Here is a 23,464-nt window from a genome sequence, read left to right on the forward strand (position 1 = left end):
GGGTCCAGGCCGCCAAGTGCGCGGAACCGTACCCAGGCTGAGCACTTCTACTCAGGGTCTGGCGCCAAGCGGGGCGGGATTCGCCACAGTGGGGGCTCCCCAATTCCCCGCCATGTACGTCGTCGAGCTCTCCCTCAAGCTCAGCCCCATGCCCGTTGCCGTGCAGCGCAGGGAGCTGGCCGACGCCCAGGCCCTCTATGGCGAGGTGCGCCAGGCCCTCGAGGGGGCTGGCCCCAGGGTTCTGGAGCTCAGCTGCGAAAAGGAGGAAAACAAGCGCATCAGCCTGCTGAGCAGTGAAGTGGTGGCCGTGGCCGTCTACGAAAAATCGGCGGTGGCAAGTGGTGGCAAGCGCCCCGGCTTCAGCTTCGACAACTGAAGGGCATCGGCGCCTCCCCCAGCTCCATGACCCCTCCCCTGACCGTCGAGCGGCTGAGCTACACCTGGCCCAATGGCCGCCCTGCCCTGGGCCATTGCAACCTGCAGATCCCGGCGCCGGGCCTGTGGATGCTGGTGGGCAGTAACGGCAGCGGCAAGAGCACCCTGCTGCGGCTGATCGCCGGCCTGCTGGAGCCCCGCAGTGGCCGCATCCAGGCCGCCGGCAAGGTGGCGCTGGTGTTCCAGAACCCCGATCACCAGCTGCTGCTGCCCAGCTGCGCCAGCGACCTTCAGCTGGATCTACCCGCCAACCTCAGCGGCGAGGAGCGCCGCGAACGGGTCGCTCTGGCCCTGGCCCAGGTTGGCCTGGAGGGCTTTGGGCCGAGACCGATCCACACCCTCAGCGGCGGCCAGAAACAACGGCTGGCCATTGCCGGTGCCCTGGCCAGCGGCGCCAGCCTGGTGCTGCTCGATGAGCCCACGGCCCTGCTCGATCCAGCCAGCCAGCAGGCCGTGCTGGAGCTGGTGTGGAGCCTCAGCCACCGGCCGAAAGCGCCGCTTGCGGCCCTGTGGATCACCCACCGGCTGGAGGAACTACAGCGCTGTGACGGGGCCGCCCTGATGGAGAAAGGGGCCGTGGGCAGCTGGCAACCGGGGCCCCGCCTGGCGGGCCAGCTCGACCCCTTGCGGGGCGGCGGCCCAACCCAGTAGGTTCATCGGGCCGGTTTCGGCAGCTCAGCGTTCCTCGGTAGCTCAGCGGTAGAGCGATCGACTGTTAATCGATTGGTCGCAGGTTCGAATCCCGCCCGGGGAGTTTTCAGATCAGCCGCAGCCCTTGGGTTGCGGTTTTTTTGTGGCTCGGAGTCTTTTGTCGGGGAATCCTGGGCCCGGTGCAACAAATAACTGCGAAGAAAACCTGAAGATCCCTGGCCAGCTGGGTCGCTCCGGGCCCCAGAGGGCTCACCCCAGCTGGGCCCCAGCCGTCTATGCAGGCCACCTGCCTCGAGGCGAGCGGGCTAGCGAAGGGCAAAAAAGCAGAAAATGCGTTGAAATTGCTGCCAGCGGTAGCAATTGATCTACCGCTGATCCATCGCCCGACTCCATGAAGCCCTGCATCCTGCTGATCGAAGATGACAGTGACATGCGCGAGCTGGTGGCCGGCCACCTGGAGCATGGCGGCTTCGACGTGCAGCGCGCCGATGACGGCATCAAGGGCCAGGCCCTTGCCCTCCAATACGGCCCAGACCTGATCCTGCTGGATCTGATGCTGCCCAGGGTGGATGGGCTCACCCTCTGCCAGCGCCTGCGCCGCGATGAGCGCACCGCCAATATCCCGATTCTGATGCTCACCGCCCTGGGCAGTGTCAAAGACAAGGTGAGCGGCTTCAACTCCGGCGCCGACGACTACCTGGCCAAGCCCTTCGACCTGGAGGAGCTGATGGTGCGGGTCAAGGCCCTGCTGCGGCGCAGCGAGCACGCCCCCCCCTCCAGCCAGCACAGCGAGATCCTCAGCTACGGCTGCCTCACCCTGGTGCCGGAACGGTTTGAGGCGATCTGGTTTGACGCCCCGGTGCGGCTCACCCACCTGGAATTTGAGCTGCTGCACTGCCTGCTGCAGCGCCACGGCCAGACCGTGGCCCCCTCGATGATTCTCAAGGAGGTGTGGGGCTACGAGCCGGACGACGACATCGAGACGATCCGGGTGCACGTCAGACACCTGCGCACCAAGCTCGAGCCCGATCCTCGCAAACCCCGCTTCATCAAAACCGTCTACGGGGCGGGCTACTGCCTCGAGCTCCCCAGCGATGCCCAGCTGGCCAGCTCCAGCAGCGCCACCTCCCAGGCCAGCCGGGGCTGAACGTAGGCCCCAAGCTGGCTGCGCAGGCGCTCCAGCCGCTGCAAGTGCGCGACCGGGGGCTGGCGGCACCAGAGGGCCTGGCGGCGCCAGAGGGCCAGCTGCCACCAGCCCAATAGCCAGAGCTGCTGCTCGGCGTCGAGGGCCTCGGCCAGATCCCTGGCCAGGCCCAGGGCTTCGAGGGGATCGGCCGACGCCGCCAGGGCCAGCAGCCGCTCCGCCAGGCCCGCCGGCAGGGCCGCCCAGACCTGGCGGCAGTGCAGCAGGGCCCCCGGCGATCCGGCTGCCAGCTCGAGCAATTCCGGCGGGTCCTGGCTGGGCGGCGGCTCGCCGCAGCGCTCCAGCACCAGGGCCAGCTGTTCAGGGGTCAGGGGCGTGAAGGGCACGCTCTGGCAGCGGGAGCGGATCGTCGTCAGCAGCCGGTCGGGGGCCGCCGCAATCAGGATCAGCAGCCCATCGGCGGGCTCCTCGAGGGTTTTGAGCAGGGCATTGGCCGCCCCCTCCGCCATCGCCTCGACCCCCTCGAGCACCACCAGGCAGCCCCGGGCCTGCACCGGCCGCCGGGACAGAAAGCGGGACACCTCCCGGATCTGCTCGAGCCGCAGCTGGGGCGCCCCCCGCCTAGCCAGGCCCAGTTCCTCGGCCTTTGAGGCCGGCACCAGCTGGCCCTTTTCCTGGTAGGTGGGCTCAACCCAGAGCAGATCGGGGTGGTTGCCCTCCTGCAGGCGCCGCCGCACGGCCCCATCCCCCGCCGGCCCGGCCAGCACCCCCTCCAGAAACCGCAGGGCCGCCAGTCGGCGCCCCACCCCATCTGGCCCCGCAAACAGATAGGCCGGGGCCAGGCGGCCCTGGTCCAGGCTGGCCGTCAGCAGGGCCACCGCCCGCCCCTGCCCCACCAGGTGGTCAAACAGGCCTGTCACGGCAGGTTGGCCAGCAAGGTGCGGCAGGTTGCGGCCACCTGCTCGGGCGACTGGCTGGCATCGAGCCGCCGCCAGCCGCGCTCCCCCGCCAGGGCCGCAAAACCGGCCACCACCCGCTGCAGAAAGGCCTCGCCACTGGCCTCGATCCGATCGGCACCGCGGCTGGCGCGCCGGCGCAGGGATTCGGCCAGGGGCAACTCCAGCCAGAGGGTGAGATCCGGGGCCAGACCGGCGGTGGCCAGCTGCTCAAGCTGGGCGATGGCGGCCAGATCCAGGCCCCGGCCGTAGCCCTGGTAGGCGGCGGTGGAGCCGCTGAAGCGGTCGCTCAGCACCCAGTGGCCCGCCGCCAGGGCTGGGCGAATGCACTGCTCCACGTGCTGGGCCCGGTCGGCGGCATAGAGCAGCAGCTCCGCCATCGGCTCCGGCGCCGCCGCCCCGGGGGGATGGAGCAGCAACTGGCGCAGGGCCGTGCCCAGGGCCGTGCCCCCGGGCTCCCGGGTGATGATCAGCTCCGCTCCTGGGGCCAGCAACCCACTCCCCGGCAGCCAGCGGCCCAGGGCCTCGAGCTGGGTGGTCTTGCCGCAGCCATCGATCCCCTCCAGCACCACAAAACGGCCCCGGGAGGGGCCTGCCGGCTCAGCCACCTGCACTCAGCGGAGATCCTTCAAGCCATCCTGCAGCAGCAGGGCATTGACCACCACCGTGATCGAACTCAGCGCCATCAGCAACGCCGCCAGGGGAGGGGTCAGCAACACCCCGTAGCCCGGCAGCAACACGCCGGCCGCCAGGGGCAGCACGATCAGGTTGTAACCAAAGGCCCAGGCGAGGTTCTGCCGCACCTTGGCCATGGTGCGACGCGCCAGCCGCAGGGCCGCCACAATGCCCTCAAGGCGATCGCCCATCACCACCAGGCCGGCGCTGTCCTGGGCGATCTGGGTGCCGGTGCCCACTGCGATACCCAGATCCGCCGCGGCCAGGGCCGGGGCATCGTTGATGCCATCCCCCACCATCGCCAGGGCGCCATGGGCGGGGTGCTGCAGGATCCTCTCCAGCTTCTGCTCGGGCCGCAGCTCCCAGCCCAGCTCCGCCTCCGCCAGGCCCAGGCTGGCCCCCAGCTGCTGCACCGGTTCGCGCCGGTCGCCGCTGAGCAGACCCAGCTGCAGGCCCATGCCCCTCAAGGCCGTGAGCACGCCGGCGGCATCGGGGCGCGGCTGGTCAGCCGCCGCCACCAGCCCCAGCACGCCCTGCTCCCCGGCCACGGCCAGCACGCTGGCGCCCTGGCACTCCAGCAGGGCCTGGCGGGCCAGCAGCTCCGGGCTCGGGCAGGCCTCCAGCCAGGCCAGCCGCCCCACCCGCAGGCTCTGGCCCTCGATGCGGCCACTGACCCCCTGACCGGCCCAGCTGTGGGCCTCAGCCACCGGCAGCAGCTCCAGGCCCCGGCGCTGGGCCTCCTGCAGCAGGGCAAAGCCAAGCGGGTGGCGGCTGCCGGCCTCCAGACTGGCGGCCAGCTGCACCAGCAGGTCTGAGCTGGCGGCCTGGAGGGGCTCAACCGCTGTCACCAGCGGCCGGCCCCGGGTGAGGGTGCCGGTCTTGTCAAACAACATGGCCCGCAGGCCAGCGGCGGTTTCCATCCCATCCCCGCCCCGAAACAGCAGCCCGCCGCGGGCGGCCCGGCCCATCGCCACCGTGATCGCCGTTGGAGTGGCCAGCCCCAGGGCGCAGGGGCAGGCCACCACCAGCACCGCAATCGAGAGCTGCAGGGCCAGGGCAAAGGGGGTTTCGGCCGCCACCGCCAGCAGGGGGTGGCCAGCGTGGGCGCCGTGGGCGCCAGCCAGGGGAGCTGGCTGCTGCAGCACCTGGGGCCAAAGCTGGGTGCCCAGCAGCCACCAGAAGAGCAATGTGGCCAGCGCCAGGGCCAGCACCACCAGGGTGAAGCGGCCGGCGAGGCGGTCGGCCAACCCCTGGATCGGGGCCTTGCGGGCCTGGGCCCGCTCCACCAGGTGGATGATGCGGGCGATGGCGCTGTCGGCGCCGCGGCGCAACACCTCCAGCACTAAGGGGGCATCCAGATTGAGGCTGCCGGCTGAGAGCTCGGTGCCGGCAATGGCCGCCACGGGCAGGGGCTCGCCGGTCAGGCCGGACACATCCACCGCCCCAGAGCCCTGGCGCACCACCCCATCCACCGGCACCCGATCCCCCGGCAACAGCTGCACCCGATCACCTGGGCGCAGGCCACCGACCCGCACCGGCCGGGGTGGCCCCTCGCCCAGCAGCAGCAGGGCGGTGTCGGGCTGGAGCTCGGCCAGCTCTTCGAGGGCCCGACCCGTGCGGAAGCGGGCCCGCTCCTCGAGGAAACGGCCCAGCAGCACGAAGCCCAGCAGCATCACCGGCTCGTTGAAAAAACAGGGCCAGCCGGTTTGGGGCCAGAGGAAGGCCACCAGGCTGGCCAGGTAGGCGCTGATCACCCCCAGACCCACCAGGGTGTCCATGCTGGGCAGGCCGGCGAGGGCGGCCCGTACTCCCCGCACCAGGATCGGCCGGCCCGGCCCCGCCAGGGTGAGCGTGGCCACCAGGGCATGGATCCAGAGGGCCCCGAGACCCGCCAGCGAAAGGTGGCCCAGCACCGACACCAGCAGCAGGCCCAGGGCCACCACCAGCTGGCGCCAGTGCTGCCACCAGTTTTGGGATTGCAGGCGCTGCCGCCGGCTGGGCAGCTCAGCATCGCTGGGGCGCAGCCTGGCCTGGAAGCCAAGGCCCGCCAGGGAATGGAGCAGGGCTGCCTGGCTGGCCTCCGCGGAAACCACATCAACCCAGGCGGTGCGGGTGAGCAGGTTGACGCTGGCCTGGCGCACGCCGGGCTGGCCCAGCAGGCGCTGTTCGACGGCCCGCACGCAGCCGCCGCACTTCATGCCTTCGATTTCGAAAAGGAGGGGCTCCAGCAGGAGGGGCTCCTGAAGCGAAGACAAGGCCAGCGCCGATCAGATCAGCCCAGGCTAGGGAGATCGGCCAGGATGGGCACCAACGAGCCCATCCCCGCCCCCGTGCCCCGCAGCCAACGCAACGACAACTTCATCGACAAGAGCTTCACGGTGATGGCCGACCTGATCCTCAAGGTGCTGCCCACCAACCGGCGGGCCAAGGAGGCCTTCGCCTACTACCGCGATGGCATGAGCGCCCAGGCCGATGGCGAATACGCAGAAGCTCTGGAGAACTACGAGGAAGCCCTCACCCTCGAAGACGACCCCAATGACCGGGCCTTCATTCTTTACAACATGGCCCTGGTTTTCGCCAGCAACGGCGACCATGCCAAGGCGCTTGATTTCTACGGCCAGGCCCTCGATCTCAACAGCAAGATGCCCCAGGCCCTCAATAACATGGCCGTTATCCACCACCACCTGGGCTCGATCGCCGAAGAAAAGGGTGACGCCGATGAGGCCGACCGCTGCTTCGACCAGGCCGCCGACTTCTGGGCCAAGGCCATTCGCCTGGCCCCCAACAACTACATCGAGGCCCAGAACTGGCTCAAAACCAGCGGCCGCGGCAGCGTGGACGTGTATTTCTAAACAGCCGATGCGACTGCAACCATCGGCGAGGGGATTCATTTTACTTGCCGGTCTGGCATGGCTTGTATTCGCATGTCTGACACTGGTTGATTTCAGCCTCGGCAAGATACTTGGCAGCCTGGGCAGCTTGCTGAAGGGCGACCTCTACTATCTAGGGACTCCTGAAAAAAGAACCGCAACCTGGATCCGATCGCAGCCAAATAGCAGGGCGTAGGCAGCCCAAACGCACGGTTATCCAGTGGCCAGTGATTGGTTTGTTTCAAGCTGCCAAATGTTCCTGAGCCCCATCCAGAGACTACCTGGCCATTTCCAGGTACATAACCAGGCAAAAATAGTGATAAAAAAGAGGCGGAGGAGCCTCCGGATCTTCTCTGCGCACATCACCACAAAGGCCATGGAGATGGAGTTCTCTGCACCTTTGCTCAGCCGAGCCATAATCAAGTCCAGTGAATACTTCCTCTTCCCTGATCCAAAGCATCCCTCCACTTCATTTCGCCTCCGCTGGTCAGCGCTTAGCTGCTGCTTGTGAGCAGCACTGATCTCTGGATTCTTCGGCGGCCTCCCCAATCGCTTACCAGAGAGCCGTATATCGTTCCGAGTGCAGAAGTTTCGGTTCTTGGTATTGATGTAGATTCGATCAGCGCAGATTCGCTCGGGGTAGCAGCCATGCTCTTGCTTGTATTTCATGGCCTGTGGAATTAAGTCTTCGGATTCGTTGTATGGATCCCAGCTGATCCTGTGCAGGAAGGCAAAGCCATTTCGCACAGAAACACTAATTTTGGCGCCAAACTCAACAGCAGCTCTCGTTTTACCACGAACCATGGGCCGAACGTGTCGCTGAACCAAGTTCACGATACGATCGGGCATGCTGCGCGTTTTCGAGTACAGCAGGATGCTTTGCTGGCGGTGCAGCTCGCTGATCACGAGGAGCTTCTGCCACCAATGGGTCTTCAAGCCCGAAAGCATTGCCCCGGAGTGGATCAGGGCATCAATAGCATCAAGATTCCGCTGCAGATAGTCCAGCTGGCGTCGTATCGTGGCTTTGATTTTGCGGCGACGCGGCTTTTTCTGCTTAGCAACCCTGAGGAAATTGGCACGCGCCTTGCCACGGTCATATCGGGGACTGTGTTTCCGTAGGTCTGAATTCTGTTCGCAGAGATCGTCGATGATCCGTTCGGTCGACTCCCTCGCTTCGTTGAGCAACTTCAAATCAGTTGGATAGGTAATGTCGGCTGGTGTGCACGAGGCGTCAATGCTGAGTGTTCCCCAATTCTTGCCTTCTGGCCAATCGGCCGGCTTCACAAAGTCGTCAAGTGAGAGCTGGTTGTCAGCATAGGCACTTGGATCGTTAGTGTCGTCGTCATCTTGTTGTGACGCCACAACCTCCATCAGCATGGCCTTGCCCCGCTCGGCAATGAGTTCATTGATCCGGGTGAGTTCCTCTTCGGAGAAACGCTTGCGGAAATGAACCATCATTGATGGGTCGAATGGTGCCTTGCTGGAATAGCCGGCATAGCCAAGGAAATACTGCATGTAAGCGTTTTCTCGGATCTGCTCAACGGTCTCCTCGTCGGTCAGACCAAGCCGCTGCTTGATGAACAGCGCACCAAATGCCAGCCGTACAGGCTTTGCTGGGGCGCCAGTGGTGGGATTGAACTGAGGTGCATATGATTCCTCCAACTCTTCCCATGGCATCAGGGAGGAGAAGATTACCCAGCGATTGTCCGTGTCCAACGTGCCGCCAAAAGGCAGATGGAAATCCTCGATTGAGAGCTGCCCGTTATGGCGTTTCTGGTACATCTGCAGTGCTCAGCAGTTGTAGCAATCGTCAATTGCCCTGAACGAGCCCAGTTTATCAAATTTAGATCGCTGAAACAAGCTGCGCTGCAGTCGATTTGGCTTTTCAGGAGTCCCTATCTATTTCGAATCTGGGGAAGCCTATGGCCCTGGCTCCTTTTTTCGATAGCCCTAGCTATTAGTTACACGGGAAAAGAGCAAGCCAATCGCACCAAACAAAGCGCCTTTCTCTTGCTCAGCCCAGTCCTTAGTGGCGCCTGGGCCGAGCTGCTCAAAATGACCCTGCGCCGCGAAAGGCCCTCCCAGCTGGAAGCCTATGTTTTCCGCCCATTCACCGATCGGCCCTGGTCAAGCAGTGGCCTTGGCCTGCCCAGCTCCCATGCGGCCGTGGCCTTTGGCGGGAGCATGGCCCTGATGATTCTGTTTCCCCGTTTGCGCTGGCCGGCCCTGGTGATGGCAGTGGGCTGCGCGCTCACCCGGGTGGCAAGCGGAGCTCATTACCCCACCGACATGTACTTGGGGGCCTTGGTGGGCTCAGTCACCGGCCTTTTGCTAGCCCATTGGCTCAAAATCCCGAGCCTGCGGTTTGGGCATGCACAACCAAGCCCCGACCAGCCCTAGGGCCGCACCGATGCAGATATCACTTAAATAGTGATTATTGGTGGCCACCCGCTGAAGTGATGCCAAAATAGCTAGAATCAAAAATGCAGGGCGCCCAGCTGGCAAATACCACCAAAGAGATGCTGCCAAACCTGCGGCAACAGCAGCATGTCCGGAAGGGAAACTCATCACTGCAGAGCGTCCATGAATTCCAACGTCTAGGAGTTGGCGCCCAAATGTATCAAAAAAACTATTGGCGTTTTCAAGGATTGCCTTTCCGGGCCTAACCCGGGCAACGATTAGCTTGAGCAAAACTACAATCAACCCGCCCAGATAGGTGCCTGCAATTAGGCGCAGGGCACGCATACGCTCCTCGGAACGGCGCCATCTAAATTGGCTACAGGCTATAACCCCAATCAAAACCATGGCTGCGCCAGTGCCATGACCACCGATTTCGGAAAAACTCAGAATCCGTCCTATTTCCTTAGGAATAGGATTCAGATCCATGAGTCGAGCAACCTGGATATCCGCCATCAGGCTCAGCATGCCAGCAGCTATTAGGAAAGTTACGATGCCTAGCAATGCTCGCTTCTTGCCGAAGATTTTTCTCATGGTGACCAGGCGATCCTATCTAAACGTAGCCTATAAAGCCGACTCTGACCATGGGGATATTGAATATAATGTCACAATTTAGGCGCAAATAAAATAATCTGATGCCAGTTAGCGTCAGTCGCTGCTCAGCCCAGCCGCTCCAACGAACGCGATCGGAGGACAAAGGCCATATATTCAGAACTTTAGATCCGGCGCAGACCGCAAGGCCGGAATACTGATGCTTGTTTCAACAATGGTCAGGTCAATTATGCTATCCCTAGAATAATTAGGGACTCCTGAAAAAAGAACCGCAACCTGGATCCGATCGCAGCCAAATAGCAGGGCGTAGGCAGCCCAAACGCACGGTTATCCAGTGGCCAGTGATTGGTTTGTTTCAAGCTGCCAAATGTTCCTGAGCCCCATCCAGAGACTACCTGGCCATTTCCAGGTACATAACCAGGCAAAAATAGTGATAAAAAAGAGGCGGAGGAGCCTCCGGATCTTCTCTGCGCACATCACCACAAAGGCCATGGAGATGGAGTTCTCTGCACCTTTGCTCAGCCGAGCCATAATCAAGTCCAGTGAATACTTCCTCTTCCCTGATCCAAAGCATCCCTCCACTTCATTTCGCCTCCGCTGGTCAGCGCTTAGCTGCTGCTTGTGAGCAGCACTGATCTCTGGATTCTTCGGCGGCCTCCCCAATCGCTTACCAGAGAGCCGTATATCGTTCCGAGTGCAGAAGTTTCGGTTCTTGGTATTGATGTAGATTCGATCAGCGCAGATTCGCTCGGGGTAGCAGCCATGCTCTTGCTTGTATTTCATGGCCTGTGGAATTAAGTCTTCGGATTCGTTGTATGGATCCCAGCTGATCCTGTGCAGGAAGGCAAAGCCATTTCGCACAGAAACACTAATTTTGGCGCCAAACTCAACAGCAGCTCTCGTTTTACCACGAACCATGGGCCGAACGTGTCGCTGAACCAAGTTCACGATACGATCGGGCATGCTGCGCGTTTTCGAGTACAGCAGGATGCTTTGCTGGCGGTGCAGCTCGCTGATCACGAGGAGCTTCTGCCACCAATGGGTCTTCAAGCCCGAAAGCATTGCCCCGGAGTGGATCAGGGCATCAATAGCATCAAGATTCCGCTGCAGATAGTCCAGCTGGCGTCGTATCGTGGCTTTGATTTTGCGGCGACGCGGCTTTTTCTGCTTAGCAACCCTGAGGAAATTGGCACGCGCCTTGCCACGGTCATATCGGGGACTGTGTTTCCGTAGGTCTGAATTCTGTTCGCAGAGATCGTCGATGATCCGTTCGGTCGACTCCCTCGCTTCGTTGAGCAACTTCAAATCAGTTGGATAGGTAATGTCGGCTGGTGTGCACGAGGCGTCAATGCTGAGTGTTCCCCAATTCTTGCCTTCTGGCCAATCGGCCGGCTTCACAAAGTCGTCAAGTGAGAGCTGGTTGTCAGCATAGGCACTTGGATCGTTAGTGTCGTCGTCATCTTGTTGTGACGCCACAACCTCCATCAGCATGGCCTTGCCCCGCTCGGCAATGAGTTCATTGATCCGGGTGAGTTCCTCTTCGGAGAAACGCTTGCGGAAATGAACCATCATTGATGGGTCGAATGGTGCCTTGCTGGAATAGCCGGCATAGCCAAGGAAATACTGCATGTAAGCGTTTTCTCGGATCTGCTCAACGGTCTCCTCGTCGGTCAGACCAAGCCGCTGCTTGATGAACAGCGCACCAAATGCCAGCCGTACAGGCTTTGCTGGGGCGCCAGTGGTGGGATTGAACTGAGGTGCATATGATTCCTCCAACTCTTCCCATGGCATCAGGGAGGAGAAGATTACCCAGCGATTGTCCGTGTCCAACGTGCCGCCAAAAGGCAGATGGAAATCCTCGATTGAGAGCTGCCCGTTATGGCGTTTCTGGTACATCTGCAGTGCTCAGCAGTTGTAGCAATCGTCAATTGCCCTGAACGAGCCCAGTTTATCAAATTTAGATCGCTGAAACAAGCTGCGCTGCAGTCGATTTGGCTTTTTCAGGAGTCCCTAATTAGTTCCCCCCTGACCCGCCCTGCCCGCCTAGCCTTTACTCGCCCAAGCGCCATCTTCGAGAACTGGGTTAAATCCCCGCAAGGGGAAATAGTAATAGCTTCTTGATTCTGAAGCACATGGCCAGCTACCCCATTAAGTTTGGCGATCTGGGTCTTCGTAGCTAAATTGAAAACTACACTTGGCTCGTGGCAACCAGAAATGGCCACAGGCAAATGGGCCCAATAACTACATCGAGGCCTAGAACTGGCTCAAGACCAGCAGTCGCGGCCGCGTTGGCGTGTATTTCTGAGTCGCCTCAGGCCTCAGAGATCAGCAGGATTCAGCCAGCGCAACCCTTTGAAGCGGGCAAAGCCCCGATCAAAGGACACCCAGGTGGCGCCTATCTCCAGGGCTGCTGCTGCCAGGTACACATCGGTCATGTCCTGAGAGCTGGGCCGATGGTCAAGCACCATCTGACGGAACAGGTCCCAATGGCGGGGGCCTGGATCCAGGATCGACACCGCCGGAGAAGCGGTGAGGCTGTCGATAAAGGCAATGGCGACGGCCGCATCCAGGGGTTCGCTGAACACGCGCCGGTCGGTGGCCACCCTCAGGAAGCCGCTCACCACCACAGAGAACAGGCCCAGACCCTCCGGAACGGCACGATTCGCCAAGAGCCAGGCACGCGCCTCGTGATGGCGTGGCGAGATCTGCAGGCAGGCCTGCACCAGCACATTGACGTCAACGCACACCATCACGCTCAGCGCAGCTGCTCCAGCGGCAGGCCCTCATCAAGCAACGCGCGGAGTGCCGACATGTCATCAAGATCAACACCTGGGCGCAGCACACCCCCCCCATGCACCGGCAGGGGAGGAAGCTCGCTCCGCGCCAGCTGACGCGCTCGATCGAGATAGGCCTGCAGCGCCGCCTCGAACACCGCGCCCACCGAAGCGCCCTCCCGGGCAGCCTGCAGCTTGGCCTGCACGTAAAGAGCGTCGCTGATGGTGAGCGTGGTGCGCATGGATGCATCTTAATGCGCGCACCTTGCATCTTGATGATCAGGCCCGATCGTCGGCCGGATTGACCCCCAGGGCCGCCACCAGGGCTTCGGCCACCGTGCCCGCCTCCAGCAGCTGCAACCCCAGGCTGGCGGCCGTCTTGGCCAGGCCGCTGCCCTTCGGCAGCACCGCCCGGGTGAAGCCGAGCCGCGCCGCCTCCTGCAGCCGCAGCTCCAGCTGGCCCACAGGCCGCAGCTGGCCGCCCAGGCCCAGCTCCCCCACCAGCACCGTGCCGGGCGGCAGGGTGAGGTCGCGGTAGCTGGCCACCACCGCCGTGGCCACGCCCAGATCCGCTGCGGGCTCCTCCACCTCCAGGCCGCCGGCCACCGCCAGGTAGCAGTCGAAGCGCGACAGGGGCAGGCCCAGGTGTTTTTCGAGCACCGCCAAAATCTGGTGCAGGCGGCCCACGGCGATACCGGTGGCACTGCGGCGCGGGCTTGCATAGCTGGTGGTGCTCACCAGGGCCTGGAGCTCCACCACCAGGGGCCTGGTGCCCTCACAGGCCACGATCGTGGCGGTGCCTGCACTGGGTTCGTCGCCGCCCAGAAACAGCTCGCTGGGGTTGGTGACCTCGGCCAGGCCCAGATCACGCATTTCGAACACCCCCAGCTCGTGGGTGGCACCGAAGCGGTTCTTCACCGCCCGCAGCAACCGGTGGCTGGCGAAGCGGTCGCCCTCGAAGGTGAGCACCGCATCCACCAGGTGCTCGAGCACCTTCGGGCCCGCCAGGGCACCCTCCTTGGTGACGTGGCCCACCAGCAGCAGGGCCGTTTCCTGGCGCTTGGCGATGCGGGCCAGGGCGGCGGCACATTCGCGCACCTGGGCCACCGAGCCGGGGGCACTGGCCAATTCGGCGTCATGGAGGGCCTGGATGCTGTCGATGATCGCCACCGCCGGCCGCAGACTCTCGAGCTCCTGCAGCACCAGCTCCAGGTCGGTTTCGGCCAGGAGCTGGAAATTGGCGCTGGGGGGGACATCGGCCTGGGTGGTCGGGGCCAGCCGGCGCCAGCGCAGCTTCACCTGCTGGGCCGATTCTTCGGCACTCACGTAGAGCACCGAGGCGCGGCTGGCCATCGAACAGGCGCTCTGCAGCAGCAGGGTGCTCTTGCCGATGCCCGGGTCGCCGCCCACCAGCACCAGGGAGCCCGGCACCAAGCCCCCGCCCAGCACCCGATCGAGCTCGCCGTAGCCGCTGCTGAGCCGCTGCAGGGCCCGCTCCCCCACCGCCTGGATCGGCTCGGAACGCCTCGGCTGCCCTGCCGAGCCGCCTTCCAACGCCTTGACGCCAGCGGCAGCCGCCACCGGTCGCCGCCTGCGGCTGTCGGCAGCCGGGCCGGCCTTCTGCTCCACCAGGGTGTTCCAGCTGCCGCAGGCGGCGCACTTGCCAAAAAACTGGCGCGTCTGGGCCCCGCAGCTGGTGCAGACAAAAACGGAGCTGGGCTTGGCCACGGGCAGGGAGGAGGGGACTGGCGGAACGGGTCTCTATGAAGAAAGGTGGCGGCGAATGAAAAGTTCGCCCCTCATACCTTTTCAGTAGGGGCTATCTGATGTACCAGCCCGGCTGCATTGATGACGGCTTCCGCCCCCACCCCCCCGCTCGGAACCCAGCACGGCAAAGAGACCATCCTGGTCGTTGATGACGAGGCCAGCATCCGCCGCATTCTGGAAACCCGGCTTTCCATGATTGGCTACCAGGTGGTCACCGCCAGCGATGGCGTCGAGGCGCTGGAGCTGTTCAAAACCTGCCAGCCCGACCTGGTGGTGCTCGACGTGATGATGCCCAAGCTCGATGGCTACGGCGTCTGTCAGGAGCTGCGCAAGGAATCGGATGTGCCGATCGTGATGCTCACCGCCCTGGGCGATGTGGCCGATCGCATCACCGGTTTGGAGCTCGGCGCCGACGACTACGTGGTCAAGCCCTTCAGCCCCAAGGAGCTGGAGGCCCGCATCCGCTGCGTGCTGCGGCGGGTGGAGAAGGAGGCCGTGGCCGGCATCCCCAATTCCGGCGTGATCAGCGTCGGCGACCTGCGCATCGACACCAACAAGCGCCAGGTTTACCGCAGTGACGAGCGCATCCGCCTCACCGGCATGGAATTCAGCCTGCTGGAGCTGCTGGTCAGCCGCAGCGGCGAACCCTTCAGCCGCGGCGAGATTCTCAAGGACGTGTGGGGTTACACGCCGGAGCGCCATGTGGACACCCGGGTGGTGGATGTCCATATTTCCCGGCTGCGCTCCAAACTGGAGGACGATCCGGCCAACCCCGAGCTGATCCTCACGGCTCGGGGCACCGGCTATCTGTTCCAACGCATTGTTGACGCCGTTGTCTCCGAAGGGTCCTGACAAGCGCGCCAAGCCCAGCCGGGCGATCCGCCGACTGGTGATCTGGTATCGCCGCAACGCGGCGGTCACCAGCCTGGTTGATACGGCCACCTCAGCGGCCAGCTCCGCCGCCAACACCGCCGGCACCGCCACCAGCGTGGCCGGCAGCATGGCCAACACCGTGCTGCAGCCGCTGGTCTTTGATCCCCTGCGGCGCCTGCAACGCGGCCTGGGCGGACCGGATGAGAACACGCCGATCAACGACTCCGACCGCCTCTGGGTCGCAGTTGATGGCATGGGCGGGGACCATGCCCCCGGCCCCATCCTCGAGGGCTGCCTGCGCGCCGTGGAGCTGCTGCCCCTGCGGGTGCGCTTTGTGGCCGAGAGCGCCCCGCTCCAGGCCGCGGTAGCCGCCATGGACCTGCAGGACCAGCTCGACGGGGCCGTGGCCAGGGGGTTGATCGAGCTGGTGCCGAGCGGCCCCTCGATCGGCATGCACGAGGAGGCCACGATGGTTCGCAAGAAGCGCGATGCCAGCATCAACAGGGCCATGGACCTGGTCAAACAGGGCGAGGCCATGGCGGTGTACTCCGCCGGCAACTCCGGCGCAGTCATGGCCTCTGCGATCTTCCGGCTGGGGCGCCTGCCGAGCATCGATCGCCCCGCCATCGGCGCCCTCTTCCCCACCAAGGACACCGAACAGCAGGTGCTGGTGCTGGATGTGGGCGCCAACATGGACTGCAAGCCCGCTTACCTGCACCAGTGGGCCCTGCTGGGCCACATCTACAGCCGCGATGTGCTGCAGGTGGCCAAGCCCCGTATCGGCCTGGTGAATATCGGCGAGGAGGAGTGCAAGGGCAACGAGCTCTGCCTGCGCACCTACCCGCTGCTGGCCGGGGAGCAGCGCTTTGTCTTTGCCGGCAACTGCGAGGGCCGAGACATCCTCTCCGGCAACTTCGACGTGGTGGTGTGCGATGGCTTCACCGGCAATGTGCTGCTCAAGTTCCTTGAGAGCGTTGGCAGCGTGCTGCTGGATGTGATCAAGGAGGAGCTGCCCCGGGGCCGGCGCGGCAAGGTGGGCTCGGCCTTCCTGATCAACAACCTGCGCCGCATCAAAAAGCGCCTCGACCACGCCGAGCACGGCGGCGCCCTGCTCCTGGGGGTGGATGGGGTGTGCGTGATCGGCCATGGCAGCAGCAGGGCCCTCTCGGTGCTCAGCGCCCTGCGCCTGGCCCATTCCGCCGCCAGCGGCGGGGTGATGGCCAACCTCCATGCCCTGGGCGGGAATGGGGCAGCGGTCGCCTGTGATTGACTGAGCCGATCCCAGGCTGAATCCGGTGTCGCAAGGCGCAGTCCCCCCACCAGTGAGGGTCGGCATCGGTCCATTCGGCATGGCCCTTGTGGGTTGCGGCAGTGCCGTGCCGGCGGCCAGCATCTCCAACCAGCAACTGGGGGAGCGGGTTGAGACCAGCGACGAGTGGATCCGCAGCCGCACGGGCATCGGCGCTCGCCGGGTGGCCGGACCCGACGAACCCCTCACCTGCCTGGCCAGCCGGGCTGCCCAGCTCGCCCTCGACCATGCCGGCTGGACGGCGGACGATCTCGACCTGATCCTGCTGGCCACCTCCAGCCCGGACGACCTGTTCGGCACGGCCCCGCGGGTGCAGGGGGCCCTGGGGGCCAGCCGGGCCGTCGCCTTTGATCTCACCGCCGCCTGCAGCGGCTTTCTGTTTGCCCTGATCACCGCCGGCCAATACCTGGGCAGTGGGGCGATGGGGCGCGCCCTGGTGATTGGCGCCGACCAGCTCAGCCGCTGGGTTGACTGGGACGACCGCAGCACCTGCGTGTTGTTTGGCGATGGTGCCGCCGCCGTGGCGGTGGAGGCCTGCGGGGCCAGCGACAACGGCCTGCTGGGCTTTCGCATGCGCTCCGATGGCAGCCGCAACGCCTGCCTCACCCTGGCCCAGCTGGATCGCCATGCCCCCCTACTCGGGGGGCTCACGGCCCAGCAGGGGGGCTTTGCACCAATCCAGATGAATGGCCAGGAGGTCTACAAGTTCGCGGTGCGCGAGGTACCGGCGATCCTGGCCGAGCTGCTGGAAGCCACCGGCACCGCCCCCGGGCAGCTCGACTGGCTGCTGCTGCATCAGGCCAACCAGCGGATTCTCGACGCGGTGGCCGACCGCTTCGCGGTGCCCCATGCCCAGGTGCTCAGCAACCTGGCCCATTACGGCAACACCTCGGCCGCCACCATTCCGCTGATGCTCGATGAGGCCGTCAAGGACGGGCGGGTGCAACCGGGCCATCTGCTGGCCAGCAGCGGCTTCGGCGCCGGCCTGAGCTGGGGCGCGGCCCTGCTGCGCTGGAGCGGCCCCCGCGGCGCAGCCCAGCCCTAGCCCTAATCTCCTGGCCAACTTGCAAAGGGGCGCGCCATGGGCATTGCCTGGGTATTTCCTGGCCAGGGCTCCCAGAAGGTCGGCATGGCCGCAGGCCTGCTGGAGCTGCCCCGGGCCCGGCAACGGTTTGAACAGGCCTCAGAGCTGCTGGGTCGCGATCTACTGGCCATCTGCGCCGGCAGCGCCACAGGCGAGCTCAGCGACCTCAACGACACCCGCAACACCCAGCCGGCCCTGTTTGTGATCGAAAGCCTGCTGGCCGAGGCGCTCCAGGCCCAGGGGCGCACCGCCCAGGTTGTAGCTGGCCACAGCCTGGGCGAGCTGGTGGCCCTGCACGTGGCCGGGGTGTTCGACTTCGCCACTGGCCTGGCCCTGATGCAGCGACGCAGCACCCTGATGGCCCAGGCGGGCGGCGGCGCCATGACGGCGGTGATCGGCTTCGACCGCGGCGAACTGGAGGCCCTGGTGGCCGCCACCGAAGGGGTGGTGATCGCCAACGACAACAGCAGCGCCCAGGTGGTGCTCTCCGGTCACCCCGATGCGGTGGCGGCCGTCAGCGGCCAACTCAGCTGCAAGCGGGCCGTTCCCCTGGCCGTCAGCGGCGCCTTCCATTCCCCCCTCATGGCCGACGCGGCTGAGGCCTTTGGCCGGGAGCTGGGGGCTGTGCCCTTTGCCGATGCGGCCATCCCCGTGCTCAGCAACACCGATCCCACTCCGGAGACCAGCGGGGCGGCCCTCAAGGCCCGCCTGATCCGGCAGATGACCACGGGGGTGCGCTGGCGCGAAACCATGGACCAGCTCGGCGCCCTCGGGGTCACCACCGCCGTGGAGATCGGGCCCGGTGCCGTGCTCAGCGGCCTGATTAAACGCAGCTGCCCAGCCATCGTTTCCGCCCAGATCAACAGTGCTGCCGATCTGGGTGGTTTCGATCTGGGGGCTGCCGATCTGGGGCTGGCCAGCACCCCATGAACCGGCCCGTCGCCGCCGTCAAACGGGCCCTGCGCCGCCGCAAACCCGCCGAGCCCCCGGCCCTGATTCGCACGCCCAGGCCCAGCCTCACCTACCGGCTGATCAGCTACCTGCTGGTTTTTCCGGTGTTCAGGCTGCTCTTCCGCGGCCGCACCAGTGGCAACGCCAAGGTGCCGCTGGAAGGGGCGCTGGTGGTAGTGGCCAACCACGGCTCCCACCTCGACCCGCCCCTACTGGGCCATGCCCTGGGCCGGCCCGTCGCCTTCATGGCCAAGGCCGAGCTGTTTCGGGTGCCGATCCTGGGCCCGATCATCCGGGCCTGCGGGGCCTACCCGGTGGCCCGCGGCGCCAGCGACCGTGAGGCAATCCGCACCGCCACCGACCGCCTGCTGCAGGGCTGGGCCACCGGTGTATTCATCGACGGCAGCCGCCAGGCCGATGGCCGGGTCAACGCACCCCAGGCCGGAGCTGCCCTGCTGGCGGCCAGGGCCGGAGCGCCCCTGCTGCCGGTGGCGATCATCAACAGCCACCGGGCCCTGGGCCGGGGGCAGGCCAGCGCCCGGCTGGTGCCGATCCACATCCGCATCGGCACGCCGATCCCCCCGCCGGCGTCCCGGCGCCGCCCAGACCTGGACGCCGTCACCGCCGCCTGCCAGGCCCAGATCAATGCCCTGCTGGACCAGGGCCTGATCAACGACCGATCCCTCCCCCCAGCCAGCCAGGCAGATGGGCTGCCGCCCAGCCCTTGAGGTCGCGACCACTCAGCACCCACAGAGCCGCCCGGACCCCATCCCCCCAAACCTTGCGGCGGCCCTCCGGCTGACAGCTATCGGCGCAGTCAACGGGCACGGGCGTGAGCTGAATGCCCCGGCTGCCGGCAACGATCCGGCCCACGAGCAGGGCCCTTTCCATGTGGTCGCTGCTGGTAACGAGCAGGACGTGGCGGATGCGGGCCCGCCTCAGGTCGTCCACCAGGGAGGTGAAGTTGGAGAGGGTGTCACTGGCGCGGTAGTCGAGCTGCACCTGGCTGGGCGGCAAGCCCTGGCGCAGTTCAAACAGCCAGTGGGCGTATTCGGGATTGCTGCCGCCGCTCACCAGCACCGGCAGGCCGTCACGGGCCGCCAGGGTCGCCGCCCGCTGCTCCCGGGCCGGATCGCCCCCCAGCACCAGGATCAGCTGGGCTGGGGGCGGGGCGGGCCACCACATGCCGCGCGACAGCCAGAGCAGGCCCACGGCCAGCCCCAGAGCCAGAACGCAACGGAAGCCACCAGCTCGCCGGCCAGGCCGTCGCCTCGGGCGCCTGGATCGGCCTGGGCGCCTGGGGCGCCTGGATTGGCCTGGACGCCCTGAATCTCTGGGATGGCGGCCGGATGCCCGCCCCATCAGATCCCGGCCACCGGCGAGGTGGGATAGAGCGGCAACACCGACTGCCAGGGGGCTGCCAGGCCCTGGGCATGGGCCTGCAGACTGAGCTCCAGCAGCTGGCCAACGTCGGCGGGCAGCTGGGTGACGGCAGCGAGCTGGGGGCCGGGGGGCAAGGGGGTGTCCGGGGCAAACAGCCGGGGCGCCGCCAACTCGACCACCGCCGCCCTGTCGCCCCTGGGAGCCGGGCCATACAACCCCGCCACCACCCCGCGACGGGCCAGCTCCTGCACCAGCCAGGTGGGCTGCTGGATCGCCAGCCGCCTGGCCACCAGCAGAAAACTGCCCACCCCATCAAGGGGCACATCGAGCTGCTGGGCGAGGGTGCGGGCCAGCACCACCGTGAGCCTGGTGCTGGTGAATCCCCCCGGCCCGATCGCCACCGCCAGACGGTCCAACTGGGGCCACTGATCCGCCGGCAGCTGCTGCTCGATACAGGCCAGCAACTGGTTGGCGAGGCCGCGGCCGAGCGGAAAGGCGCCCAGCTCGGCTGGCCCTGCCATCCCGGGCCAGGCCACGCCAACCCCCAGCACATCGCTGGAGCTGTGCAGGGCAAGCACGGCGCCCATCAGCCCCCCCTCATGGCGCTTTCATGGGGCCCTCATGGCGGCAGGGCCGCGCCTGGGCAGAGGCGCAGCCAGCGGCCACCGTCGCGCTGAAAACTGCGGCAGGCCCGGACATCCCATTCCACTCCCACGCCCCCACCAGCAAGATCCTGCACCTGTACGTGAATGCGGGGCTGCTGCGGCAGGAAGTCGGGACTGGAGCAGAGGTGGGCAACCCCATGCTGGCGCTCCACCGCGTGGTAGGCCTGACAGCGGTCGACCCAGTGGCAATCCACACAGATGCACATGCTGCCCAGGCCCAGCCAGGCACCCATTGTGACCGCTGGCCGCCCCGCCGGCGAGGTGGCCCAGGCGCTGTGGCAACGGCTGCTGGCCGAGCCCTGGCCCCTGCCCCTGCAGGCCCTGCCCGCCGGCACGGCGCTGGTGGGCGGTGCGGTGCGGGATGGCCTGCTGGGCTGCCTCGAGCCCCAACCCGACCTCGACTTTGTTGTCGACGGCGATGCCATCACCCTGACCCGCCAGCTCGCCAGGGACCATGGCGGCACTGTGGTGATCTTGGACGTCGACCACAACATCGCCCGGCTGGTGCTGGGGGGCTGGAATCTCGACCTGGCCCGCCGCGGGGGCCCCAGCCTGGAGGCCGACCTGCTGCGCCGCGACTACAGCGTCAATGCCATCGCCCTGCCGCTGCCGGCCGGCGGGGGCGCTGCGAGCGCCCTGGTGGATCCCAGCGGCGGCCTGGGCCATCTGCAGCAACGCCAACTGGTGGCCCTGAGCGAGGCCAACCTGCTCGCCGACCCCCTGCGGCTGCTGCGGGGCATCCGGCTCGCCTCCAGCCTGGGTTTTGCACTTGAAACCAGCAGCGCAGCCTGGATCCAATCCCATGGGGCCCAGCTCACGACCGTCGCCGGCGAGCGGGTGCTGGCGGAACTGGCAAAACTGGCGGCCGCCCAGCAGGGCGAACGGGGCCTGGCCCAGGCGCTCGCCTGGAACCTGCTGCAGGGCTGGGGCGCCGATGCCAGCGCCAACCTGGCCGGGCTGAGCCTCGAGCGGGCCCGGCAGCGGGGCCTGCTCGAGGGCGAAATCGAGTGGGCCCTGCCCCTGGCCAGGATCTGCGCCCTGTTGCCCCCAGAAGCCCTGGCCGGCCTGCGCAGCAGCAACCGCCTGCAACAGCGCTGCCGGGCCCTGCGCCACTGGCAGCAGCAGGTGGCCCAGGTGGGCTGCTGGGCAAACCTGCCAGAGTCGAGCTGCCTGGCCCTGCAGCGGCAGCTGGAGGCCGATTTCCCTGCCCTGATACTGCTACTGGCCGAACCGACCCCCCAGCTGCTGGAGCGCTGGCGCAACCCCGCCGACCCCCTGTTCCATCCCCGCTCCCCCCTCGATGGCCGCAGCCTGCAACAGCAGCTGGCCATCCCCGCCGGCCCGGAGCTGGGCCAGCTGCTCGAGCACCTCAGCCTGGAGCGGTCCTTCGGCCGCCTGCCCCCGGGGCCGGAAGGGGAGGGCGCGGCCCTGGCTGCGGCGGAGAGCTGGTGGAGGCAACGCCAAGGCCGGCGGCGTGATTAACTTCGTCTTGTCAAGGCGCAACGAGAGGCTTCTCCTCGCCTGCTGAAAATTTTCCAACCCCTTTCCCATGAGCATTCGCCTCTACGTCGGCAACCTGCCGCAAACCTTTGATGCCAAGGAGCTGGAGGCTCTGTTTACCGCCGTGGGAGAGGGAGTGCGCTTCAAGGCCGTCAACGACCGTGAAACCGGGGCCTGCCGCGGCTTCGGCTTTGTAAACACCGATGATCAGAAACTGGCTGACTCGGTAATCGAACAGCTCAACGGCAAGGACTTCGGCGGTAACACTCTGCGCATCGAGATCTCCGAGCGCAAGGAAGGCCGCAGCGCCGCCCCCGCCGAGCGCCGCAGCGGCAGTGCCCCCACCCCGGCCCGCAAGGCCGTGAACAAGGTGGTGCACGCCGACAACATCGACAGCGAAGCCCCCGATCCCCGCTGGGCCGGGGAGCTGGCCAAGCTCAAGGATCTCCTCGCCAACCAAAAGGCCGCTGTCTGAACTCGCCTGGACCTGGCAGGGCCACCGCATCCATCTGGTCGAAGCGGGAGATCCCGCTTGCCCCACCAGGATTGTGTTGATCCATGGCTTTGGGGCCTCGGTGGGTCACTGGCGCCACAACCTGCCTGCCCTGGCTGATCGGGCCCGGGTGGTGGCGGTAGATCTGCTCGGTTTCGGCGCCAGTGACAAACCCGTATCCCGGCTATCTGGTGAGCCCAAACAGGCCGGTGCGGTTCACTACTGCTTCGACCTCTGGGGCCAGCTGGTGGCCGACCTGGTGCGCGAGAGGCTGCTGGGGCCTAAGGAGCAAGGGCCGACCCAGGTCCATCTTGTCGGCAACTCGATCGGCGCCATGGTGGCCCTCACCGCCGCCCGGCAGCTGCTGGCCGCCGGCATCACCCCGGCCCAGGTGATCCTGATTGACTGCGCCCAGCGAACCCTCGACGACAAGCGGGCCGCCCAGCTGCCGGGCTGGGAGCGGGCCAGCCGCCCCCTGGTGAAACAACTGGTGCGCCAGCGTTGGTTGGTTACCCCCCTGTTTCGGCTGCTGGCCCGGCCGGCCTTCATCCGCCGCGTGCTGGCCCGGGCCTACCCCAGCGGCGCCCACGTCGACGACGAGCTGGTGGCCCTGCTGCATCGCCCGAGCACCGACCCCGGAGCCACGGAAAGCTTCCGGGGCTTCGTAAACCTGTTCAACGACTATCTCGCCCCCCAGCTGCTGGCAGAGCTAGATGGGGCAAGCCCTCCCCTGCCGGTGCGGCTGCTGTGGGGCGAAGCCGATCCCTGGGAAGATCCCGCCGAAGCCCGCCGCTGGGCCGCCAGCTTTGGCTGCATCCAGGAGTTGAGGATTCTGCCTGGGCTGGGCCACTGCCCCCACGATGAAGCACCCGAGCTGGTCAATGGGATCCTGCTGGAGTGGATCCTGTAGGACTGGACCTCTCTG

Annotated in this window: 25 protein-coding genes and 1 tRNA gene; 14 read left to right on the forward strand and 12 right to left on the reverse strand. The window is 65.9% G+C overall.

What is annotated here, in order from left to right:
* Window positions 1–112 precede the first annotated feature (112 nt).
* The 4 genes from H8F27_RS05180 to H8F27_RS05195 all read left to right on the forward strand — a co-directional run bounded on the left by H8F27_RS05180 (window position 113) and on the right by H8F27_RS05195 (window position 2,233).
* Window positions 113–376 carry a hypothetical protein gene (locus tag H8F27_RS05180; RefSeq protein ID WP_197151819.1) on the forward strand — a complete coding sequence of 88 codons (264 nt, stop codon included), beginning with the start codon at window positions 113–115 and terminating at the stop codon, window positions 374–376.
* Window positions 377–402: 26 nt separating this feature from the next.
* Window positions 403–1,086 carry an ABC transporter ATP-binding protein gene (locus H8F27_RS05185; protein ID WP_197151821.1) on the forward strand — a complete coding sequence of 228 codons (684 nt, stop codon included), beginning with the start codon at window positions 403–405 and terminating at the stop codon, window positions 1,084–1,086.
* A 31-nt stretch (window positions 1,087–1,117) separates the two neighbouring features.
* Window positions 1,118–1,189, forward strand: a tRNA-Asn gene (locus tag H8F27_RS05190).
* A gap of 288 nt (window positions 1,190–1,477) precedes the next feature.
* Window positions 1,478–2,233 carry a response regulator transcription factor gene (locus tag H8F27_RS05195; RefSeq protein WP_197151823.1) on the forward strand — a complete coding sequence of 252 codons (756 nt, stop codon included), beginning with the start codon at window positions 1,478–1,480 and terminating at the stop codon, window positions 2,231–2,233.
* Here H8F27_RS05195 and H8F27_RS05200 read toward each other — a convergent pair.
* Genes H8F27_RS05200 through H8F27_RS05210 form a run of 3 tightly spaced genes read right to left on the reverse strand, consistent with a single transcriptional unit; the run spans window position 2,158 to window position 6,116 of the window.
* On the reverse strand, window positions 2,158–3,150 hold the full coding sequence (locus tag H8F27_RS05200; protein ID WP_197151825.1) for a DNA polymerase III subunit delta': 993 nt from the start codon (window positions 3,148–3,150) through the stop codon (window positions 2,158–2,160). The genes H8F27_RS05195 and H8F27_RS05200 overlap by 76 nt on opposite strands.
* Window positions 3,147–3,794: a dTMP kinase gene (gene tmk / locus H8F27_RS05205; RefSeq protein WP_231596533.1), complete on the reverse strand. Its 648-nt coding sequence runs from the start codon at window positions 3,792–3,794 to the stop codon at window positions 3,147–3,149. Before tmk ends, H8F27_RS05200 begins: the two co-directional genes overlap by 4 nt.
* A gap of 6 nt (window positions 3,795–3,800) precedes the next feature.
* Window positions 3,801–6,116: a heavy metal translocating P-type ATPase gene (locus tag H8F27_RS05210; RefSeq protein WP_370594468.1), complete on the reverse strand. Its 2,316-nt coding sequence runs from the start codon at window positions 6,114–6,116 to the stop codon at window positions 3,801–3,803.
* Window positions 6,117–6,191: 75 nt separating this feature from the next.
* Here H8F27_RS05210 and H8F27_RS05215 point away from each other — a divergent pair, with 75 nt between their 5' ends.
* Complete coding sequence (locus H8F27_RS05215; RefSeq protein ID WP_197153379.1) at window positions 6,192–6,713, forward strand: photosystem I assembly protein Ycf3; 522 nt, start codon at window positions 6,192–6,194, stop codon at window positions 6,711–6,713.
* Window positions 6,714–6,944: 231 nt separating this feature from the next.
* Here H8F27_RS05215 and H8F27_RS05220 read toward each other — a convergent pair whose 3' ends face one another.
* A complete protein-coding gene (locus H8F27_RS05220; RefSeq protein ID WP_197148269.1) occupies window positions 6,945–8,513 on the reverse strand; it encodes an IS5 family transposase in 1,569 nt (522 codons plus the stop codon).
* Window positions 8,514–8,786: 273 nt separating this feature from the next.
* On the opposite strand from H8F27_RS05220, the gene H8F27_RS18195 reads away from it, so the two are divergent.
* A complete protein-coding gene (locus tag H8F27_RS18195) occupies window positions 8,787–9,131 on the forward strand; it encodes a phosphatase PAP2 family protein (protein WP_370594494.1) in 345 nt (114 codons plus the stop codon).
* On the opposite strand, the gene H8F27_RS05230 is transcribed toward H8F27_RS18195, so the two are convergent.
* From H8F27_RS05230 to radA, 5 genes are all read right to left on the reverse strand, one after another.
* A complete protein-coding gene (locus H8F27_RS05230) occupies window positions 9,063–9,722 on the reverse strand; it encodes a phosphatase PAP2 family protein (protein ID WP_197151838.1) in 660 nt (219 codons plus the stop codon). The genes H8F27_RS18195 and H8F27_RS05230 overlap by 69 nt on opposite strands.
* 345 nt (window positions 9,723–10,067) lie before the next feature.
* Entirely contained in the window at window positions 10,068–11,636 is a 1,569-nt protein-coding gene (locus H8F27_RS05235; protein ID WP_197148269.1) for an IS5 family transposase, read from the reverse strand.
* Window positions 11,637–12,058: 422 nt separating this feature from the next.
* On the reverse strand, window positions 12,059–12,487 hold the full coding sequence (locus H8F27_RS05240) for a TA system VapC family ribonuclease toxin (protein ID WP_197151847.1): 429 nt from the start codon (window positions 12,485–12,487) through the stop codon (window positions 12,059–12,061).
* Between the two features lie 8 nt (window positions 12,488–12,495).
* On the reverse strand, window positions 12,496–12,756 hold the full coding sequence (locus H8F27_RS05245; RefSeq protein WP_197151849.1) for a hypothetical protein: 261 nt from the start codon (window positions 12,754–12,756) through the stop codon (window positions 12,496–12,498).
* A 37-nt stretch (window positions 12,757–12,793) separates the two neighbouring features.
* A complete protein-coding gene (gene radA, locus H8F27_RS05250) occupies window positions 12,794–14,242 on the reverse strand; it encodes a DNA repair protein RadA (RefSeq protein ID WP_197151851.1) in 1,449 nt (482 codons plus the stop codon).
* Window positions 14,243–14,362: 120 nt separating this feature from the next.
* Between radA and rpaB the strand changes: the two genes are divergently transcribed.
* The 5 genes from rpaB to H8F27_RS05275 all read left to right on the forward strand — a co-directional run bounded on the left by rpaB (window position 14,363) and on the right by H8F27_RS05275 (window position 19,226).
* The gene (rpaB, locus tag H8F27_RS05255) at window positions 14,363–15,133 is read left to right on the forward strand and encodes a response regulator transcription factor RpaB (protein ID WP_197151853.1); all 771 of its coding nucleotides are present in this window, start codon (window positions 14,363–14,365) and stop codon (window positions 15,131–15,133) included.
* Complete coding sequence (gene plsX / locus H8F27_RS05260; RefSeq protein WP_197153380.1) at window positions 15,114–16,424, forward strand: phosphate acyltransferase PlsX; 1,311 nt, start codon at window positions 15,114–15,116, stop codon at window positions 16,422–16,424. Before rpaB ends, plsX begins: the two co-directional genes overlap by 20 nt.
* A gap of 79 nt (window positions 16,425–16,503) precedes the next feature.
* Window positions 16,504–17,508: a beta-ketoacyl-ACP synthase III gene (locus H8F27_RS05265; RefSeq protein WP_197153381.1), complete on the forward strand. Its 1,005-nt coding sequence runs from the start codon at window positions 16,504–16,506 to the stop codon at window positions 17,506–17,508.
* A 36-nt stretch (window positions 17,509–17,544) separates the two neighbouring features.
* Window positions 17,545–18,477: an ACP S-malonyltransferase gene (gene fabD / locus H8F27_RS05270; protein WP_197151855.1), complete on the forward strand. Its 933-nt coding sequence runs from the start codon at window positions 17,545–17,547 to the stop codon at window positions 18,475–18,477.
* Window positions 18,474–19,226 (forward strand): 1-acyl-sn-glycerol-3-phosphate acyltransferase, encoded by a 753-nt coding sequence (locus H8F27_RS05275; protein WP_197151857.1) that lies wholly within the window; start codon window positions 18,474–18,476, stop codon window positions 19,224–19,226. Before fabD ends, H8F27_RS05275 begins: the two co-directional genes overlap by 4 nt.
* Here H8F27_RS05275 and H8F27_RS05280 read toward each other — a convergent pair.
* The 3 genes from H8F27_RS05280 to H8F27_RS05290 form a co-directional block, all read right to left on the reverse strand.
* Complete coding sequence (locus H8F27_RS05280; protein WP_231596639.1) at window positions 19,168–19,683, reverse strand: YdcF family protein; 516 nt, start codon at window positions 19,681–19,683, stop codon at window positions 19,168–19,170. The genes H8F27_RS05275 and H8F27_RS05280 overlap by 59 nt on opposite strands.
* A gap of 176 nt (window positions 19,684–19,859) precedes the next feature.
* Window positions 19,860–20,468, reverse strand: a complete 609-nt coding sequence (tsaB, locus tag H8F27_RS05285) for a tRNA (adenosine(37)-N6)-threonylcarbamoyltransferase complex dimerization subunit type 1 TsaB (protein WP_197151865.1) — start codon at window positions 20,466–20,468, stop codon at window positions 19,860–19,862.
* Window positions 20,469–20,500: 32 nt separating this feature from the next.
* On the reverse strand, window positions 20,501–20,752 hold the full coding sequence (locus H8F27_RS05290; RefSeq protein WP_197151866.1) for a Ycf34 family protein: 252 nt from the start codon (window positions 20,750–20,752) through the stop codon (window positions 20,501–20,503).
* Between H8F27_RS05290 and H8F27_RS05295 the strand changes: the two genes are divergently transcribed.
* The 3 genes from H8F27_RS05295 to H8F27_RS05305 all read left to right on the forward strand — a co-directional run bounded on the left by H8F27_RS05295 (window position 20,745) and on the right by H8F27_RS05305 (window position 23,449).
* Complete coding sequence (locus tag H8F27_RS05295; RefSeq protein ID WP_231596534.1) at window positions 20,745–22,028, forward strand: CCA tRNA nucleotidyltransferase; 1,284 nt, start codon at window positions 20,745–20,747, stop codon at window positions 22,026–22,028. The two genes, H8F27_RS05290 and H8F27_RS05295, sit on opposite strands and share 8 nt — an antisense overlap.
* Window positions 22,029–22,095: 67 nt before the next feature.
* Window positions 22,096–22,521, forward strand: a complete 426-nt coding sequence (locus H8F27_RS05300; RefSeq protein ID WP_197151868.1) for an RNA-binding protein — start codon at window positions 22,096–22,098, stop codon at window positions 22,519–22,521.
* Window positions 22,522–22,594: 73 nt separating this feature from the next.
* Window positions 22,595–23,449: an alpha/beta fold hydrolase gene (locus H8F27_RS05305; protein WP_197151870.1), complete on the forward strand. Its 855-nt coding sequence runs from the start codon at window positions 22,595–22,597 to the stop codon at window positions 23,447–23,449.
* Window positions 23,450–23,464 lie beyond the last annotated feature (15 nt).

Origin of the sequence: Synechococcus sp. CBW1108, assembly GCF_015840335.1 — a bacterium.
Lineage (GTDB): Bacteria > Cyanobacteriota > Cyanobacteriia > PCC-6307 > Cyanobiaceae > Cyanobium_A.

Coding starts and splice junctions, on each gene's coding strand:
- H8F27_RS05290 (WP_197151866.1), bottom strand. CDS start 20,752: ATGTGCATCTGTGTGGATTGCCACTGGGTCGACCGCTGTCAGGCCTAC.
- H8F27_RS05235 (WP_197148269.1), bottom strand. CDS start 11,636: ATGTACCAGAAACGCCATAACGGGCAGCTCTCAATCGAGGATTTCCAT.
- H8F27_RS05220 (WP_197148269.1), bottom strand. CDS start 8,513: ATGTACCAGAAACGCCATAACGGGCAGCTCTCAATCGAGGATTTCCAT.
- H8F27_RS05280 (WP_231596639.1), bottom strand. CDS start 19,683: ATGTGGTGGCCCGCCCCGCCCCCAGCCCAGCTGATCCTGGTGCTGGGG.
- H8F27_RS05230 (WP_197151838.1), bottom strand. CDS start 9,722: ATGAGAAAAATCTTCGGCAAGAAGCGAGCATTGCTAGGCATCGTAACT.
- rpaB (WP_197151853.1), top strand. CDS start 14,363: ATGACGGCTTCCGCCCCCACCCCCCCGCTCGGAACCCAGCACGGCAAA.
- fabD (WP_197151855.1), top strand. CDS start 17,545: ATGGGCATTGCCTGGGTATTTCCTGGCCAGGGCTCCCAGAAGGTCGGC.
- H8F27_RS05265 (WP_197153381.1), top strand. CDS start 16,504: ATGGCCCTTGTGGGTTGCGGCAGTGCCGTGCCGGCGGCCAGCATCTCC.
- H8F27_RS05245 (WP_197151849.1), bottom strand. CDS start 12,756: ATGCGCACCACGCTCACCATCAGCGACGCTCTTTACGTGCAGGCCAAG.
- H8F27_RS05295 (WP_231596534.1), top strand. CDS start 20,745: ATGCACATGCTGCCCAGGCCCAGCCAGGCACCCATTGTGACCGCTGGC.
- H8F27_RS05275 (WP_197151857.1), top strand. CDS start 18,474: ATGAACCGGCCCGTCGCCGCCGTCAAACGGGCCCTGCGCCGCCGCAAA.
- tsaB (WP_197151865.1), bottom strand. CDS start 20,468: ATGGGCGCCGTGCTTGCCCTGCACAGCTCCAGCGATGTGCTGGGGGTT.
- H8F27_RS18195 (WP_370594494.1), top strand. CDS start 8,787: ATGACCCTGCGCCGCGAAAGGCCCTCCCAGCTGGAAGCCTATGTTTTC.
- H8F27_RS05185 (WP_197151821.1), top strand. CDS start 403: ATGACCCCTCCCCTGACCGTCGAGCGGCTGAGCTACACCTGGCCCAAT.
- H8F27_RS05300 (WP_197151868.1), top strand. CDS start 22,096: ATGAGCATTCGCCTCTACGTCGGCAACCTGCCGCAAACCTTTGATGCC.
- H8F27_RS05180 (WP_197151819.1), top strand. CDS start 113: ATGTACGTCGTCGAGCTCTCCCTCAAGCTCAGCCCCATGCCCGTTGCC.
- H8F27_RS05195 (WP_197151823.1), top strand. CDS start 1,478: ATGAAGCCCTGCATCCTGCTGATCGAAGATGACAGTGACATGCGCGAG.